This window comes from Kineococcus sp. NPDC059986, assembly GCF_040702905.1.
Classification (GTDB): Bacteria; Actinomycetota; Actinomycetes; order Actinomycetales; family Kineococcaceae; genus Kineococcus.
Window position 1 is genome coordinate 1 of record NZ_JBFBND010000005.1, and the last position, 16,368, is coordinate 16,368.

Consider the following 16,368-nt stretch of genomic DNA (forward strand, 5'->3'; position numbering starts at 1 on the left):
CGGACACGCTGCGCTGCAGACCGAACGGCTCGCCTCCAGCGAGGGGGCCAGCGGTGTCGTCAACGAGCTGCTCGTGCAGATGCAGTCCTTCGACGGGGAACCCGCCCTCCAGCGCCTGCAGCGCCCACTCGAACCGCTCGGGGGTATCGGTGTGCAGCGTCATGACGGGCTGGCCGGCGCGCACGGCGTCCCCGCGGACGGCGTGCAGCTCCACGCCCGCACCGGCCTGGACGGCCTCCTCGCGGCGGGACCGGCCGGCTCCCAGCCGCCACGCGGCGACGCCCACAGCCATCGCGTCGACGTCGAGGAACCCGTCGGCGGGGGCGAGCACCTCGTGGGTGTGGCGGGCCACCGGCAGCGGCGCGTCCGGGTCGCCGCCCTGCGCGGCGACCATCCGCCGCCAGGCGTCCATCGCGCGGCCGTCGGCGAGGGCGTCCGCGGGGTCGACGGTGTCGAGGCCGACGGCGGCGAGCATCTCGCGCGCCAGGACGAGCGTGATCTCGACGAGGTCGGCGGGGCCACCGCCGGCGAGGACCTCGACGGACTCGCGGACCTCGAGCGCGTTGCCCGCCGTGCGGCCCAGCGGCGTCGACATGTCGGTGACGACGGCGACGGTCCTCACGCCGGCGTCGGTGCCGAGGTCGACCATCGTCCGCGCGAGCTCGACGGACTGCGCGAGCTCCTTCATGAACGCGCCGGACCCGGTCTTGACGTCCAGGACGAGCGCGCTGGTGCCCTCGGCGATCTTCTTGCTCATGATCGAGCTGGCGATGAGCGGGATGGCCTCGACGGTCCCGGTGACGTCGCGCAGCGCGTAGAGCTTCTTGTCGGCCGGCGCGAGGTCCCCCGTGGCCGCGCAGATCACGGCCCCGACGTCGGTGAGCTGGGTCCGGATCTCCGGCAGCGTCAGGGACGCGCGCCAGCCGGGGATCGCCTCGAGCTTGTCGAGGGTTCCGCCGGTGTGACCGAGCCCGCGGCCGGACAGCTGCGGCACCGCGGCACCGCACGCCGCGACGAGCGGGGCCAGCGGCAGGGTCACCTTGTCCCCGACCCCGCCGGTGGAGTGCTTGTCGACGCTGGGCCGAGGCAGGTCGGTGAAGTCGAGCCGCGCGCCCGAGGCGATCATCGCCGACGTCCAGCGGGACACCTCGCGCCGGTTCATCCCGTTGAGCAGGACGGCCATCGCCAGGGACGACATCTGCTCCTCGGCGACGTCGCCGCGGGTGTAGGCGTCGAGCACCCAGTCGATCTGCGCGTCGGACAGCTCGCCCCGGTCGCGCTTGGTGCGGATGACGTCGACGGCGGCGAACTGCTGGCTCACTGGGGTGCCTCTCCGGGCTTGCGGTCGGGGTCGGTGAGGTCGTGCGGGCCGAACGCGTCGGGCAGGACCTCGGTCATCGGGACGGTCCCGCGCGGGGAGTCCACGAGCAGGTCGGGGCCGCCGAACTCGAAGAGCAGCTGTCGGCACCGTCCGCACGGCATGAGCAGGTTGCCGGCGCCGTCGACGCACGCGAACGCGACGAGACGGCCGCCGCCGGTCATCTGCAACTGCCCGACGAGCGTGCACTCGGCGCAGAGCGTGACGCCGTAGGAGGCGTTCTCGACGTTCGCCCCCGCGACCACCCGGCCGTCGTCGACGAGCGCGGCGGCACCGACGGGGAACTCCGAGTACGGCGCGTACGCGTGCACCAGGGCCGCCCGGGCCGCGGCGCGCAAGGCGTCCCAGTCGATGCCCGCGCCCGTCACGGGTACACCTCCCCGCTCGCAGCCGGCGGCCGGACCCGGCCGACGAACCCGGCGACCGCCAGGATCGTCGCGAGGTACGGCAGCATCGACAGGAAGCTCGAGGGCACCGCGGCCGGGCCCTGGAGGATCCCCACGAGGGTCTGCAGGGCGGCGAAGAACCCGAACAGGAGCGAGGCCCCGACGGCGCCGCGCGGGCTCCACCGGCCGAAGATGACGGCGGCCAGGGCGATGAACCCCTTGCCGGCGGACATGTTCTCGGTGAAGGGGCCGATCGTCCCGATCGAGAGGTACGCCCCGGCCAGGCCCGCGATCCCGCCGGCGACGACGACGTTCACGTACCGGACCCGCAGCACGTCGATCCCGACGGTCGCGGCGGCCTTGGGGTGCTCACCGACGGCGCGGGTGCGCAGACCCCACTTCGTCCGGAACAGCACCACCTGCAGCGCGACGATGACGACGTACATGACGTAGACGAGGACGTTCGCCTGGAACAGCAGCGGTCCGACGACGGGGATGTCGGCGAGGACCGGGATGTCCACCGGCGCCAGCACGCCCGGCGAGTTGTACCGCTGGGTGTCGGACTGCATGAGCGCCTTGTACGCCCAGCCCGTGAACCCGAGCGCGGCCGCGTTGAGGACGACGCCGAGGATGACCTGGTTCACGCGGTAGCGGATCGCGAACACCGCGAGCAGCCAGCCGACGACGGCCCCGGCGAGGACGGCACCCACGACCCCGGCGCCGAGGTTCCCGGCCATCGACCCGACGAGAGCGCCGGCGAAGGCGCCCGTCAGCATCTGCCCCTCGATGGCGACGTTCACGACGCCGCTGCGCTCCCCCAGGACACCGGCGAGGGCTCCCAGGATCAGCGGGGTGGCGAGGAAGACCGTCTGCTGCAGCAGCTTGACGACGTCCATCGACTGCGCGTCGGCGCCGCTCATCACCCAGCACAGGAACGCCACGACGAAGCAGACGAGCGTGACCCCGATGACGACCGGGCTGCGACGGGCCCGGAACCCGCGGGCCAGCTGGAAGAGCCCGAGGAGGACGACGACCACGCCGAGCACGACGGGGGTGACGGTGCCGGGGACGGTGAGGTCGGGCAGGCTCACGGACGAGCCGCCACCGAAGCGGAAGGTCGCGTCGGACGACCCCGACCCCACGCCCCAGCCCAGGACGGTGACGAGGCCGACGACGACGAGCAGCGCCCCCGTCAGCACCCGCTTGCGCAGGCTGACGGGCGGCTCGACGCGGGCGAGCTCGACGATGGCCGCGGGGGCCTGGACGTTGGCCGAACCGCTCACCGGGTCCACCCTCCCGACAGCTCGGCACCCACGGCGGGTGCGCCGTCGCGCAACCGGAACACGGCCCGCACGAGGGCGGGGGCCGCGATGAAGAGGACGACGAGGGCCTGCAGGACCCCGACGAGGTCGACGGGGACCCCGGTGACGGACTGCATCTGCACCGCCCCGGCGCGCAGACCGCCGAACAGCAGGCCGGCGGCGATGACGCCGTAGGGGTTGTTGCGCCCCAGCAGGGCCACGGTGATCGCGTCGAAACCGATGTTCCCCGCGACGCTGCCGGTCACGCTGCCGGTGACGCCGAGGACCTGGGTCGCCCCGGCGAGACCCGCGAGCCCCCCGGCGAGCGCCATCGAGACGACCTGCAACCGGCCGACCGCCATCCCGGCGGTCCGGGCGGCGTTCGGGTTCGCCCCCACCGCCCGCAGCCGGAACCCGAGGCGCGACCGCTCGAACAACCACCACACGGCGACGGCCGCCAGGACGGCGAGCACCAGACCGAGGTTCACCCGCAGCGAGGAGCCGAGGAGCTTGGGCAGGACGGCGGTGCCGGCGACCTGCTCGGAGATGGCCTGCGTGTAGGGCGCCCGCTGGAACCCGTGGACGCTGAGCAGGTAGGTGAGCAGGTTGATCGCGACGTAGTTCAGCATGATCGTCGTGATGACCTCGTGGGCACCGGTCCGCGCCTTGAGGAGGCCGACGATCCCGCCCCACACCAGGCCACCGACGACCCCGGCCAGCAGGGCGGCGACGAGGTGCAGGACCACGGGCAGGTCGACGGCGAAACCCACCCAGGTGGCCGCGACGGCGCCGACGATGATCTGCCCCTGAGCGCCGATGTTGAACAGCCCGACGCGGAACGCGAGCGCCACGGCGAGCCCGGCGAGGATGAGCGGCGTCGCGTTGACCAGCGTCTCGGAGATCGGGCGCAGCGCGTTGATCCCGCTGAAGTTCGGGTTGTAGACGGCCCCCTGCAGCAGCGCCACGTAGGCGTCGCGCACCGAGTACCAGACGTTGAGCAGGAAGTCCTGCGGGTAGGAGAAGAAGTACCCCAGGCTCTGCCGGGACGGCTTGTCCCCGATGACGATGAGGACCGCGCCGACGAGGAGCGCCCCGACGACCGCGAACACCGTCACGAGCCAGCTGCCGCCCCAGTACAGCCGCCTGCGGGGCCGCGGACCACCTGTCGGGGCGTCCTTCTCGACCGAGGTCGACGTCACTGCGATTCCTTCCCGGAGGTCGCGCCCGCCATGAGCAGGCCCAGTTCTTCCTGCGTCGCGTCCGGTCCGACCTCACCGGCGATGCGTCCGCGGTACATCACGACGATGCGGTCGGCCAGCGCCCGCACCTCGTCGAGCTCGGTGGAGACGAGCAGCACGGCGGCACCGCGGTCGCGTTCGGCGACGATGCGCTGGTGCACGAACTCCTGACTGCCGACGTCGACACCGCGGGTGGGCTGGGCGACGACGAGCAGGTCCAGCCGACGGGACATCTCCCGCGCCAGGACGACCTTCTGCTGGTTGCCGCCGGACAGGGTCGCGGCGGCGGCCTGCGCCGACGGCGTGCGGATGTCGAACTCGCTGATGCGCTCGTCGGCGTTGCGGCGCACGGCCTCGCGGTTCACCGAGGGGCCGCTCGCGAAGGCGGCCGAGTCGACGAGGTCGAGCACGAGGTTCTCGGCGATGCTGAAGGAGCCCACGAGCCCGTCGTGCAGCCGGTCCTCGGGGACGTAGCCGACACCGAGCGCGAGCACGTCGGCGATGGGGCGGCCGGTGACGTCGGTGCCGGAGACCGTGACGGTGCCCGCCTCGACGGGTTGCAGACCGACGATGCTGCGGGTGAGTTCGGTCTGCCCGTTGCCGTCGACCCCGGCGACGGCGAGGACCTCACCGGCCCGCACCTGCAGGTCGATGTCGTCCAGGAGAACCGTGCCGGACGGGTCGACGACGCGGACGCCCGCCATCTTCAGCACGGGCGCGCCCGGTGCGGCGTCCTTCTTCTCCACGCGCAACCGGACGTCGCGCCCGACCATGAGGGCGGCCAGTTCTTCGGGCGAGGCCTGCGGGGACGCCTCCCCCACGACCTTCCCGCGGCGGATGACCGTGATGCGGTCGGCGACGGCCTTGACCTCGCGCAGCTTGTGGGTGATGAAGACGATCGAGGTCCCCGCGTCGGCGAGTTCGCGCATGACGCGCATGAGGTCGTCGGTCTCGGCGGGGGTCAGCACCGCCGTCGGTTCGTCGAGGACGAGCACCTTCGCGTCGCGCAGCAGGGCCTTGACGATCTCGACGCGCTGCTGGACCCCGACCGCGAGGTCGGCGACGAGGGTGTCGGCGGGGATCGCGAGCCCGAACCGCTGCGACGTCTCCTCCACGCGCTGCCGGGCGCGGCGCCGGTCGAGGAAACCACCGCCGGAGGTGAGTTCGGCACCGAGGACGATGTTCTCGGTGGCGGTGAACGTCGGGACGAGCATGAAGTGCTGGTGCACCATGCCGATCCCGGCGGCCATGGCGTCCCCCGGGGAGGAGAACTCCACGGGCCGGCCGTCGACGAGGATCTGCCCCTCGTCGGGGGTGTACAGGCCGTAGAGGACGTTCATCAACGTGCTCTTGCCGGCCCCGTTCTCACCCAGGAGGGCGTGGATCTCGCCCTCCCGGACGACGAGGTCGATGGAGTCGTTGGCGACGAGGGGCCCGAAGCGCTTCGTGATGCCCTTGAGTTCCAGCTGCACCTGCGGGTCGTCCCCTCGTCGCCGTCGTCCGTCGTTCCTGCGGTGGTGCGGGCGGTCAGCCGGCCTTGACGGCGCTCGGCGACGTGATCTGGATCTTCCCGTCGATGATGCCCTGCTTGACCGTGTCGAGCTCGGTCTTGAGCTCGGCCGGGACCTGCGCGTCGAACTGGTTGAAGGGCGCGAGGCCGGTGCCGTCGTTCTTGAGGTTGCCGATGTACGCGCCGGTCGGGACGTCGCCCGCGGCGGCCTTGACGACGTAGTCCTTGACGGCGTCGGTGAGGTTCTTCGTCACCGAGGAGATGAAGAACTTGCAGTACTGCTCGGCGCTGACGCAGCCGTCGGTGTCGACCCAGATGAGGTTGAGCTTGCCGCCGGCGGCCTCGGCCGCCGCGCCCGCACCCAGCCCGGACTGCCCGGCCACCGGCATGACGATGTCGGCGCCCTGGGAGGCCAGGGTCTCGGTGATGGACCGCCCGGCCGCCTGGTCGGTGAAGGAGTTCGAGAACGTGCCGCCACTGGGGTTCTTCTCGTCCCAGCCGATGACCTTGACGTTCTTGCCCTTCTGCTGGTTGTAGTACTGGACGCCCTCCCAGAAGCCGTCCATGTAGATCGTCACCGGCGGGATGTTCAGCCCGCCCCAGGTGCCGACCGTGCCGGTCTTCGTCATGCCGGCCGCCAGGTAGCCGCCGAGGAAGCCGCCCTCGACGGTGTTGTACTCGAAGCCGTAGACGTTGTCGGCGACGGGAGCGGAGTCGATCTCGGCGAACTTCTGGTCCTTGTTCTGCTCCGCGACCTCCTTCACGGCGTCGGACATGAGGCCGCCGACGGCGACGATGGTGCCGCAGCCCTTGCCGACCTCGGCGTTGAGGTTCGGCACGTAGTCGGCGTCGCTGTTGGAGGCGACGTAGGAGATCTGGATGTTCGGGTTCTCCTGCTGCGCGGCCTTGAAGCCGGCGTAGGAGGACTGGTTGAACGAACGGTCGTCGACGCCGCCGGTGTCCAGCACCATGCAGGCGCTGAACTTCTCGCCGGAGCCGCTGGCGCTGCCACCGGAGGACCCCTGCGTGTCGGTCGGCCGGCTCCCGCAGGAGGCGAGCAGCACGGCGGCCATGCCGACGGCTGCCACCGGGGCGAGGCGGTGGATCGAAGTCATGGTGAGGTCCTCCAGGTCGGGGTGGATCGCATCGTGGCGTCGGCCCCGGCGCGAGACAGGTGCGAACGCGCGGTCATCGTAGTGTGCGAAAACCGTCGGTCAGCGCCGCCGACCGGTCAGGTTGTCCAGATCGAGACCTTGGCGCCGGTCACCTCACCCGCCTGCCGCGGGGTCGTGACGCCCGCCTCACGCTGGGTCGCGCGCTCCTCAGCCGCCCGGCAGCGCCCGCGGGGAGAGGGCCGTGAGGGCCAGCACCCCCATCCCGACGGCGAGGGCCCCCTCGTCGGGGGCGAAGTCGCCGCGGTGCAGGTCGTACGTGGGGCCGCCGGGGGTGCGGGTGCCCAGGCGCACCATCGCGCCGGGGACGTGGTGCAGGTACCAGGCGAAGTCCTCCCCACCCAGGCTCTGCCGGGTCGGCAGGACGCCGTCGTCGCCGAGGAGCGCCCGCGCGGCGGCGTCCAGGGCCGCCGTCGCGTGGATGTCGTTGTCCACGGGCGGGACCCCGCGCACGAGCTCGACCTCGGCGCGGACGGCGTAGGGGCGCACGAGGTCGGCGACGACGGACTCGACGAGCTCCCCGGCGTGCTGCCACGCCTCGGTCTCCATGCAGCGCAACGTGCCCGCGGCGAAGCCCTCGGCGGGCACGGCGTTGGCTGCGTCGCCCGCGTGCACCGCACCCCACGTGAGGTTCACCCCCGCGCGCGGGTCGACGCGGCGGGCCAGGACCGCAGGCAGCTGCGTGATGACCTGCCCGAGGGCGAAGACGAGGTCCCCGGCCAGGTGCGGTCGCGACGTGTGGCCGCCCGTCCCCCGCAGCCGCACGGTGACGTGGTCGGAGGCCGACGTGATGGGCCCGGCCTTGAGGCCGACGGTGCCGACGTCGAGGGTGGGGTCGCAGTGCAGGCCGTAGATCGCGGCCACGTCGTCGATGGCCCCCGCGCCGACGACGTCGAGCGCGCCCCCGGGCATGACCTCCTCCGCCGGCTGGAACACCAGCCGGACGCGGTGCGGCAGGTCGCCCGTGCGCGCCAGGTCGGCCAGGACGAGCCCGGCCCCCAGGACGGAGGCGGTGTGCACGTCGTGCCCGCAGGCGTGCGCGACGCCCGGGACCGTCGAGGCGTACGGCAGGCCGGTCGACTCCGGCGTGCGCAGGGCGTCGAGGTCGGCGCGGACGGCGAGGGTGCGTTCGCGTGGGGCCGCCGGCCCGAGGTCGGCGATCAGCCCGCTGCCGGGCAGCAGCTGCACGTCGGCGCCGGCCGCCGTGAGCAGCTCGGCGATCCTCGCCGTCGCCCGGTGCTCGGCCCGTGCGAGCTCGGGGTGGGCGTGCAGGTCGCGGCGCAGCGCCCGGGCCGTGGGTTCGTGCGCCACGACGAGGTCGGCGATGCGGCGACCGAGCTCCGCGGGACCCCCGGAACCGGTCGCGGTCCGCGGGCTGCCCGTGTCGCTCGTCACGGCACCCGACGCTACCCGCGTCGCCGGACCCCCGCCGACCTCACCCCGCCGACGGGGCCGGCCCCGCGCGGTGTGTCGCCGTCCAGGAACCGCGGCGGACGCTCAGACGACGTCGAGCCCCGCCTCGATGGCCCGCTCGACGAGCTTCTTGACCTCCTGCGCCCGCGCGCGCGTCGTCACCATGAGCGCGTCGGGGGTGTCGACGACGACGAGGTCGTCGACCCCGAGCAGCGCGACGACGCGGTCGTTGCCCGGCACGACGAGCCCACCGGCGACCCCCTCGGTGAGGACGAGGTCGGGGTTGCCGAGCACCTTGGGCTGGTCGACGTCGGCGGGCAGCAGTTCGGCGAGGGAGGAGAAGTCGCCGACGTCGTCCCACCCGAAGGTCGCGGGCACGACGGCGACGCGGCCCTCCTCGGCGGCGGGTTCGGCGACGGCGTGGTCGATGGCGATGGCGGGCAGCGCGCTCCACTGCTCCTCGAGCACGGCCTCGCGCTGCGGGGTCTCCCACGCGTCGGCGATGCGCTGCAGCCCGGTGTGCAGGGCGGGGGCGTGGGTGGCGAGCAGCTCGAGCAGGACGTCGGCGCGCGTGACGAACATGCCGCCGTTCCAGCGGTAGTCCCCCGTGGACAGGTAGGCCGCCGCGGTGCGCGCGTCGGGCTTCTCCTTGAACTGCACGACGCGGCGCGCGTTGGGGGCGCCCTGCAGGCGCAGCCGCTTGCCGAGGCGGATGTACCCGAAGCCGGTGGCCGGGTGCGACGGCGCGATGCCGATGGTGACGACGAACCCGCGGCGCGCGGTGACGACGGCCTCCTCCACCGAGCTCTCGAAGTCGTCGCGACCGGAGATGACGTGGTCGGCGGCGAAGGAGCCGAGGACGGCGTCGGGGTTGCGGCGCACGAGGACCGCGGCGGCCAGGCCGATCGCCGCGGCGGAGTCGCGCCGGGCGGGCTCGCACAGGATGTTGGCCGCGGGAAGGTCGGGCAGCTGCTCGGCCACGGCGGCGGCGTGCGAGCGGCCGGTGACGACGAGCAGCCGTTCGGCGTCGGCGAGCGGTTCGAGCCGGTCCCACGTCTGCTGCAGCAGCGTGCGGCCGCGACCGGTGAGGTCGAGGAGGAACTTGGGCCGGTCGCTGCGCGACAGCGGCCACAGGCGGGTACCGGCACCGCCGGCGGGCACGACGGCGTGGAAGTCGGACAGGTCGATCTGCGCGTCCTCGAGGTCGTCCGCGGACCACGAGGCCCACGAGCCCGGTCCGGTCCCTGCGCTGAGCTGTCCCCCGTCAGTCATGACGGGGAACCTACCGGTGGCGCACGGCGCGTGACCGGCGGTCGTCCGGGTGCGGTCGCCCGGACGGACCCGCAGGCTGGGCCGAACGGGTCCGACACGCTGTAGGAGGTTGCGCTCCCCTCCAGCCGTGGTCCAGGGTAGGTGAGCCTGGCCTGCGTGACCTGCGCTACAGCGCTCGTCACCGCGCTGTGAGTCCTTCATCACAAAAGCCACACGGCGACGGCCGTGGGGCGGCTCCCTCCTGCCCGCGCGCCTACAGTGGTCACGACGCCGCCGCCTGAGCGCCGAGGCCCCGGTGGACCCGGCGTCGAGGAGCACTCGAGGAGGACGTCGGTGGCCACGAGCCTCACCCCACCCGGACAGGGCGCGCCCGTCGGGAAGTCGAAGACGGGACGACCAGCAGGCACGCTCTACCGCGGCCGCGAGGGCATGTGGTCGTGGGTCATGCACCGCATCTCCGGGGTGCTGATCTTCTTCTTCCTCTTCGTCCACGTGCTGGACACCGCCACGGTGCGCGTGTCGCCCGAGGTCTACAACGGCGTCATCGGGCAGTACAAGAACCCGATCATGGGCCTGGGCGAGGCCGGTCTCGTCGGTGCGGTGGTCTTCCACGCGCTCAACGGGGTCCGCATCATCCTCGTCGACTTCTGGTCCGGCGGGACCAAGCACCAGCGCAAGCTGTTCTGGGGCGTCGTGGGCCTGTGGGTCGTCCTCATGGTGCCCTTCCTCGTCCGTCACCTGACCAACGTCTTCACGCACTGAGGGGCGGCGCGTCGTGAGCACCGATCAGACCCCCGGCGGCAGCTACGCCCCGGCCCTGGAAACCCCGCGTTCGCCGTACAAGCGGAACAAGGCGACCCGCACCAACTGGGAGCTGTACGGCTGGCTCTTCATGCGCATGTCCGGCCTGGTCCTCATCGTCCTGGTCTTCGGACACCTGTTCGTGAACCTCATGACGGGCCAGGGGATCCACCAGATCGACTGGGGTTTCGTCGCCGGCAAGTGGGCCAGCCCGTTCTGGCAGGTCTGGGACCTGCTGATGCTGTGGCTCGCGCAGCTGCACGGCACCAACGGCGTCCGCACCGTCATCAACGACTACGCCGAGCGCGACGCCACGCGCTTCTGGCTCAAGATGGCCCTCTACGTCGCGACGGTCATCGTCATCGTCGTCGGCACCCTCGTCATCTTCACGTTCGACCCGTGCGCCGACCCCTCGCAGAACTTCTCGTTCTGCGCGGCCCGCTGACCTGGAGGAACTCATGCAGACCCACCAGTTCGACGTCGTGATCGTCGGGGCCGGCGGCGCCGGGATGCGCGCGGCCCTGGAGTCCGGGCAGCGCGCCCGCACGGCCGTCCTGACGAAGCTCTACCCGACGCGCTCGCACACCGGTGCGGCCCAGGGCGGCATGTGCGCCGCGCTGGCCAACGTCGAGGAGGACAACTGGGAGTGGCACACCTTCGACACCGTCAAGGGCGGTGACTACCTCGTCGACCAGGACGCCGCCGAGGTGATGTGCAAGGAGGCCATCGACGCGGTCCTCGACCTCGAGAAGATGGGGCTGCCGTTCAACCGCACCCCCGAGGGCAAGATCGACCAGCGCCGGTTCGGCGGCCACACCCGCGACCACGGCAAGTCCCCGGTGCGCCGCAGCTGCTTCGCCGCCGACCGCACGGGCCACATGATCCTGCAGACGCTCTACCAGCAGTGCGTCAAGCACGAGGTGGAGTTCTTCAACGAGTTCTACGTCCTGGACCTGCTGCTCGTCCCGACGTCCGAGGCCAAGACGGGCTCGGAGATCGAGGGTGCGGCGGACCAGCCCGGCCTGAAGACCCCGCCGACCATCGGCACCCCCGGTGACAAGCGCATCGCCGGCGTCGTGGCCTACGAGCTCGCCACGGGCGAGATCCACATCTTCCAGGCCAAGTCGGTCGTCCTGGCCACCGGCGGCGCCGGCAAGGTGTACAAGACGACCTCGAACGCCCACACCCTCACGGGGGACGGCATGGCCCTCGCCTACCGGCGCGGCCTGCCCCTGGAGGACATGGAGTTCTACCAGTTCCACCCGACGGGTCTGGCTGGCCTGGGGATCCTGCTGTCCGAAGCCGCCCGCGGCGAGGGCGGGATCCTGCGCAACGCCGACGGCGAGCGGTTCATGGAGCGCTACGCGCCCACCATCAAGGACCTCGCGCCGCGAGACATCGTCGCGCGCTCGATGGCCAACGAGGTGCGCGAGGGCCGCGGGGCCGGGCCGAACAAGGACTACGTCCTGCTCGACCTGACCCACCTCGAACCCGCGCACATCGACGCGAAGCTGCCCGACATCACCGAGTTCGCCCGCACGTACCTCGGGGTCGAGCCGTACACCGAACCCGTCCCGGTGTACCCGACCGCGCACTACGCGATGGGTGGGGTGCCGACCAACATCGACACCGAGGTCCTGCAGGACAACACGCGCGTCGTCCCCGGCCTGTACGCGGCCGGCGAGGTCGCGTGCGTCTCCGTCCACGGGTCCAACCGCCTCGGCACGAACTCGCTGCTGGACATCAACGTGTTCGGCCGCCGCGCCGGCATCGCCGCCGCGGAGTACGCGACGAAGGCCGAGTGGATCGCCGTCCCGGACGGTTCCGAGCTGCCCGTCGTGAACTGGATGGCCGACCTGCGCGACCGCCCCCAGGGCGAGCGCGTCTCGGACATCCGCCGCGAGCTGCAGGACACGATGGACGCCAACGCCCAGGTGTTCCGCACCGAGGCGACGCTCAAGCAGGCGCTCACCGACATCGACCGGCTCAAGGAGCGCTACGCCCGCGCCTCGGTGCAGGACAAGGGCAAGCGGTTCAACCTCGACCTCCTCGAGGGTCTCGAGCTCGGCTTCCTGCTCGACCTCGCCGAGTCCATGTGCCTCGGTGCGCTGGAGCGCAAGGAGTCCCGCGGTGGGCACTTCCGCGAGGACTACCCCAACCGCGACGACGTTAACTACATGCGGCACACGATGGTGTACCGCGAGCACGCCGCCGACGGGTCGTACACGACGCGCCTGGACTTCAAGCCCGTCGTCCAGACCCGCTACCAGCCGATGGAGCGCAAGTACTGATGTCCACGTCCGAGACCAGCCCGGCCGAGACCAACGGCGAAGCGGGGTCGGCCAAGTCGGCCGACCGCGCCCGTGAGGGTTCCGGCGGCGCGGCCCCGCGCGAGGGCGACACCGTGTCGGCCAAGGGTGAGATCCCCTCGTTCACCATCACGCTCAAGGTGCGCCGGTACGACCCGGAGCAGGACTCCGAGCCGCACTGGGAGTCCTACGAGCTGACGATGCACGGCACCGACCGCGTGCTCGACGCGCTGCACAAGGTGAAGTGGGAGCAGGACGGCCGGCTGTCGTTCCGCCGTTCCTGCGCCCACGGCGTCTGCGGGTCCGACGCCATGCGCATCAACGGCCGCAACCGGCTGGCGTGCAAGACGCTCCTCAAGGACCTCGACATCAAGAAGCCGATCCTCGTGGAGCCCATCAAGGGCCTCCCCGTGGAGAAGGACCTGATCGTCGACATGGAGCCGTTCTTCGCGGCCTACCGCGAGGTCATGCCGTTCCTCATCGCCAAGGGTGCGGAACCGACCCGTGAGCGCATCCAGTCGCAGGCCGACCGCGCGCGCTTCGACGACACGACCAAGTGCATCCTGTGCGCCGCGTGCACGTCGAGCTGCCCGGTGTTCTGGAACGACGGCCAGTACTTCGGGCCGGCCGCGATCGTCAACGCGCACCGGTTCATCTTCGACAGCCGCGACGTCGGCTCGGACCTGCGTCTGGAGATCCTCAACGACAAGGAGGGCGTGTGGCGCTGCCGCACGACCTTCAACTGCTCCGAGGCGTGCCCCCGCGGCATCCAGGTGACCAAGGCCATCGCCGAGGTCAAGCAGGCGCTCATCTCGCGCAAGCTCTGACCCACCGGTGACGAAGGGCCCGACCGCACGTGCGGTCGGGCCCTTCGTCGTCCCGGACGTCAGCGGGGTTCACGGGTGAGGTCCGCGAGGGTGACGCCGGCCGGCAGGCCGTGGCCGGGGCCCTCGTCGGTCATCCGCCACGCCGTCCGGTAGGCGCCGCCCTCGAGCTCCCACGCGACGAGGGTCCCGGCCGCCGGGTCGACGAGCAGGTAGGTCGGGATGCCGTGCGCCTCGTACAGGGCCTTCTTCGAGCCCGCGTCCCGCAGCTCCGTCGACGCCGACGCCACCTCGACGACGAGACGCACGGCCACGTGGGTCCAGACCCGGTGCAGGACGCTCACGTCGAGTACCACGACCACCCCCCTTCCCGTCGGGTCCAGTGTCCCCGGTCGACGTCGGGCGGGTCGATACCATCCTCGGGTGCTGGACCTCGTCGACCGCGACGTGCAGGCGGCGGGCCGCCACCTCTCCCTGCGGATGCCGCGCGACCTCGAGGCGCTCTTCACCGAGGAGGCCTTCGCCCACGACGAGTTCGTCCCCTACTGGGCCGAGCTGTGGCCGAGCGCCCTCGTCCTGGCGGACCTGCTCCCCACCGAGCTGACCGGCCGGCTGCGCGTGCTGGAGATCGGGGCCGGCCTCGGCGTCCCGTCGCTGTGCGCGGCCCTCGCGGGGCACGACGTGACGGCGGCCGACTGGGCCCCCGACTCCGTGGACCTGCTGCGGGACAACGCCGTGCGCAACGGCGCGACGCTGCGCGCGCAGCGGTGGAGCTGGGTGGACGACCCCGCTCCCCTGGCGCCGCCGTTCGACGTCGTCCTGGCCGCCGACGTCCTGTACGAACACCGCAACGTGGCCCCGATCCTCACCGCGCTGCCGAGGCTCCTGGCCCCCGGGGGTCACGCCCTCGTCGCCGACCCCGGCCGGTTGCCGACCCCGGAGTTCCTCGAGGGCGCCGCGCGGGCGTGGTCGGTGCAGTCCGTCCCCCACGACGGCCCGGCCACGGTGGGCGTGCACCGCCTCACCCGCCCCTGAGGTCGGCCCAGCCGCGCTGCGTAGAGTGCCCGACAGGGCAACCCGCGGGGAGACAGCGTGCGCCACCAGGACCGTTACCTGCAGATCAGCCGGATCCTGTCCCGGCACGGTCTGGGGTACTTCATCGACGCCCTCGGGCTCGAACGGTGGGTGCGCACCGACTGGGACCTCTTCGGCCGGCCCCGTGAACGCGAACGCCACACCCGCGCCGAGCACGTCCGCCTCGTCATGGAGGAACTCGGCCCGACGGCCGTGAAGATCGGCCAGATCCTCTCCACCCGCCCCGACCTGCTGTCCCCCGCCTTCCAGCGCGAGCTGGAGAAGCTGCAGGACAGCGCGAGCCCGGTGCCGTGGGACGTCGTGCGGCACGCCGTCGAGGAGGAGCTCGGCGCGGACCCGGAGGAGCTCTTCGTCCACTTCGCCCGCGAACCGCTGGCGAGCGCCTCGATCGGCCAGGCCCACGCCGCCGTCCGCGAGGACGGGACCCAGGTCGTCGTCAAGGTCCGCCGCCCCGGGGTCGTGGAGGAGGTCGAGGGCGACCTGGAGATCCTGCGGACCCTCGCCGTCCAGGCCTCGCGGCGCTGGTCGGTCGCCGCGGACTACGACGTCGTCGGTCTCGCGACGGACTTCGCGGACACCCTGCGCGCCGAACTCGACTACCTGTCCGAGGGCCACAACGCCGAGCGGTTCGCGCGCAACTTCGACGGTGACCCCGACATCCGCGTGCCGCAGGTCTACTGGGACACCACGACGTCCCGCGTCATCACGTTGGAACGTCTCCACGGCGTGAAGATCAGCGACGTGGCCGGCCTAGAGGAGCACGGCATCGACCGGTCCGAGCTGGCCGCCCGGGCGACGCGGCTGCTGGCGGACATGGTGTTCGAGCACGGGTTCTTCCACGCCGACCCGCACCCGGGGAACTTCCTCATCGAACCGTCGGGCCGCATCGGGCTGCTGGACTACGGGATGGTCGGGGAGGTCGACGAGCGCTCCCGCGAGCAGCTGGCGATGCTCCTGGCGGCGTTCGACCGGCGCGACCCCGCCCGCATCGCCGCGGCGTTCGCGGCGATCGGCGTCACCGAGCACCGCATCGACCGGGTGCGGCTGACGACCGACTGCGCGCACCTGCTGCGCACCTACGACGGCCTGCCGTTGGGCCGCATCAAGGTCGGCGACATCGTCCGCGACGTCCTGGAGATCCTGCGCCGGCACCACCTGGCGCTGCCGCGCAACCTGGCCCTCGTGGTCAAGATGATCGTCATGACCGAGGGGCTCGGCGCGAGCCTGGACCCCGACTTCCAGCTCGGCAGGACCCTCGGGCCGTACGCGCGGCGCCTCGTCCTGCGCCACTTCGACCCGCTCGTGCTGGCCAAGCGGGTCCGGCAGGCCGGGGTCGACGTCGTCCAGCTCGGCGTGGATCTGCCCGGTCAGCTCGGGCGGCTGCTCGACGTGCTGGACCGCGACGGGGTCTCCGTCTCGTTGCGCACCGACGAGCTGGACCCGCTCGTGGCGCGGCTGGAACGGATCGGCAACCGCCTCGTCGTCGGACTCGTCGTCTCCGCCGGCATCGAGGCCCTCGCCACCCTCGGCTCGACCGACCCCGAACGGCTGAAACCGCACGAGACGAAGGTGGTCGCGATCGGCGGCGCCGCCCTCGCGGCGCTCACCGGCTACCTCGGGTGGACCGCCCGCGGCCACCGCCGTCGCCGCTGACCCCTCCCCCCGCACT

Annotated in this window: 15 protein-coding genes; 6 read left to right on the forward strand and 9 right to left on the reverse strand. The window is 72.1% G+C overall.

Going from position 1 to position 16,368, the window contains the following annotated elements:
* From AB0637_RS05750 to AB0637_RS05785, 8 genes are all read right to left on the reverse strand, one after another.
* The coding region (locus tag AB0637_RS05750) for a thymidine phosphorylase (RefSeq protein WP_366170228.1) at positions 1-1,321 on the reverse strand (1,321 nt) is incomplete at its 3' end.
* A complete protein-coding gene (locus AB0637_RS05755) occupies positions 1,318-1,746 on the reverse strand; it encodes a cytidine deaminase (RefSeq protein WP_366170230.1) in 429 nt (142 codons plus the stop codon). The genes AB0637_RS05750 and AB0637_RS05755, both read right to left, overlap by 4 nt.
* Positions 1,743-3,047: an ABC transporter permease gene (locus tag AB0637_RS05760; RefSeq protein ID WP_366170232.1), complete on the reverse strand. Its 1,305-nt coding sequence runs from the start codon at positions 3,045-3,047 to the stop codon at positions 1,743-1,745. The genes AB0637_RS05755 and AB0637_RS05760 overlap by 4 nt, the downstream gene beginning before the upstream one ends.
* Positions 3,044-4,264, reverse strand: coding sequence for an ABC transporter permease (locus tag AB0637_RS05765; protein WP_366170234.1), 1,221 nt, complete (start codon positions 4,262-4,264; stop codon positions 3,044-3,046). The genes AB0637_RS05760 and AB0637_RS05765 overlap by 4 nt, the downstream gene beginning before the upstream one ends.
* Positions 4,261-5,775, reverse strand: coding sequence for an ABC transporter ATP-binding protein (locus AB0637_RS05770; RefSeq protein ID WP_366170236.1), 1,515 nt, complete (start codon positions 5,773-5,775; stop codon positions 4,261-4,263). The genes AB0637_RS05765 and AB0637_RS05770 overlap by 4 nt, the downstream gene beginning before the upstream one ends.
* 55 nt (positions 5,776-5,830) lie before the next feature.
* Entirely contained in the window at positions 5,831-6,928 is a 1,098-nt protein-coding gene (locus AB0637_RS05775; protein WP_366170238.1) for a BMP family ABC transporter substrate-binding protein, read from the reverse strand.
* Between the two features lie 207 nt (positions 6,929-7,135).
* Entirely contained in the window at positions 7,136-8,311 is a 1,176-nt protein-coding gene (locus tag AB0637_RS05780; protein ID WP_366170508.1) for an amidohydrolase, read from the reverse strand.
* Between the two features lie 171 nt (positions 8,312-8,482).
* Positions 8,483-9,670 carry a mannose-1-phosphate guanylyltransferase gene (locus AB0637_RS05785; protein WP_366170240.1) on the reverse strand — a complete coding sequence of 396 codons (1,188 nt, stop codon included), beginning with the start codon at positions 9,668-9,670 and terminating at the stop codon, positions 8,483-8,485.
* Between the two features lie 333 nt (positions 9,671-10,003).
* Here AB0637_RS05785 and sdhC point away from each other — a divergent pair, with 333 nt between their 5' ends.
* The 4 genes from sdhC to AB0637_RS05805 are packed head-to-tail and all read left to right on the forward strand — an operon-like array spanning position 10,004 to position 13,607.
* The gene (gene sdhC / locus AB0637_RS05790; protein WP_366170242.1) at positions 10,004-10,432 is read left to right on the forward strand and encodes a succinate dehydrogenase, cytochrome b556 subunit; all 429 of its coding nucleotides are present in this window, start codon (positions 10,004-10,006) and stop codon (positions 10,430-10,432) included.
* Between the two features lie 55 nt (positions 10,433-10,487).
* Entirely contained in the window at positions 10,488-10,916 is a 429-nt protein-coding gene (locus tag AB0637_RS05795; protein ID WP_366170510.1) for a succinate dehydrogenase hydrophobic membrane anchor subunit, read from the forward strand.
* A gap of 13 nt (positions 10,917-10,929) precedes the next feature.
* Entirely contained in the window at positions 10,930-12,762 is a 1,833-nt protein-coding gene (locus tag AB0637_RS05800; protein ID WP_366170244.1) for an FAD-binding protein, read from the forward strand.
* The gene (locus AB0637_RS05805; RefSeq protein WP_366170246.1) at positions 12,762-13,607 is read left to right on the forward strand and encodes a succinate dehydrogenase iron-sulfur subunit; all 846 of its coding nucleotides are present in this window, start codon (positions 12,762-12,764) and stop codon (positions 13,605-13,607) included. The genes AB0637_RS05800 and AB0637_RS05805 overlap by 1 nt, the downstream gene beginning before the upstream one ends.
* Before the next feature lie 59 nt (positions 13,608-13,666).
* Here AB0637_RS05805 and AB0637_RS05810 read toward each other — a convergent pair whose 3' ends face one another.
* On the reverse strand, positions 13,667-13,960 hold the full coding sequence (locus AB0637_RS05810; RefSeq protein ID WP_366170248.1) for a Uma2 family endonuclease: 294 nt from the start codon (positions 13,958-13,960) through the stop codon (positions 13,667-13,669).
* Positions 13,961-14,027: 67 nt separating this feature from the next.
* Between AB0637_RS05810 and AB0637_RS05815 the strand changes: the two genes are divergently transcribed.
* Both AB0637_RS05815 and AB0637_RS05820 read left to right on the forward strand, forming a co-directional pair.
* Positions 14,028-14,639, forward strand: coding sequence for a methyltransferase domain-containing protein (locus tag AB0637_RS05815; protein ID WP_366170250.1), 612 nt, complete (start codon positions 14,028-14,030; stop codon positions 14,637-14,639).
* A 57-nt stretch (positions 14,640-14,696) separates the two neighbouring features.
* Positions 14,697-16,352: an AarF/ABC1/UbiB kinase family protein gene (locus AB0637_RS05820; RefSeq protein WP_366170252.1), complete on the forward strand. Its 1,656-nt coding sequence runs from the start codon at positions 14,697-14,699 to the stop codon at positions 16,350-16,352.
* Positions 16,353-16,368 lie beyond the last annotated feature (16 nt).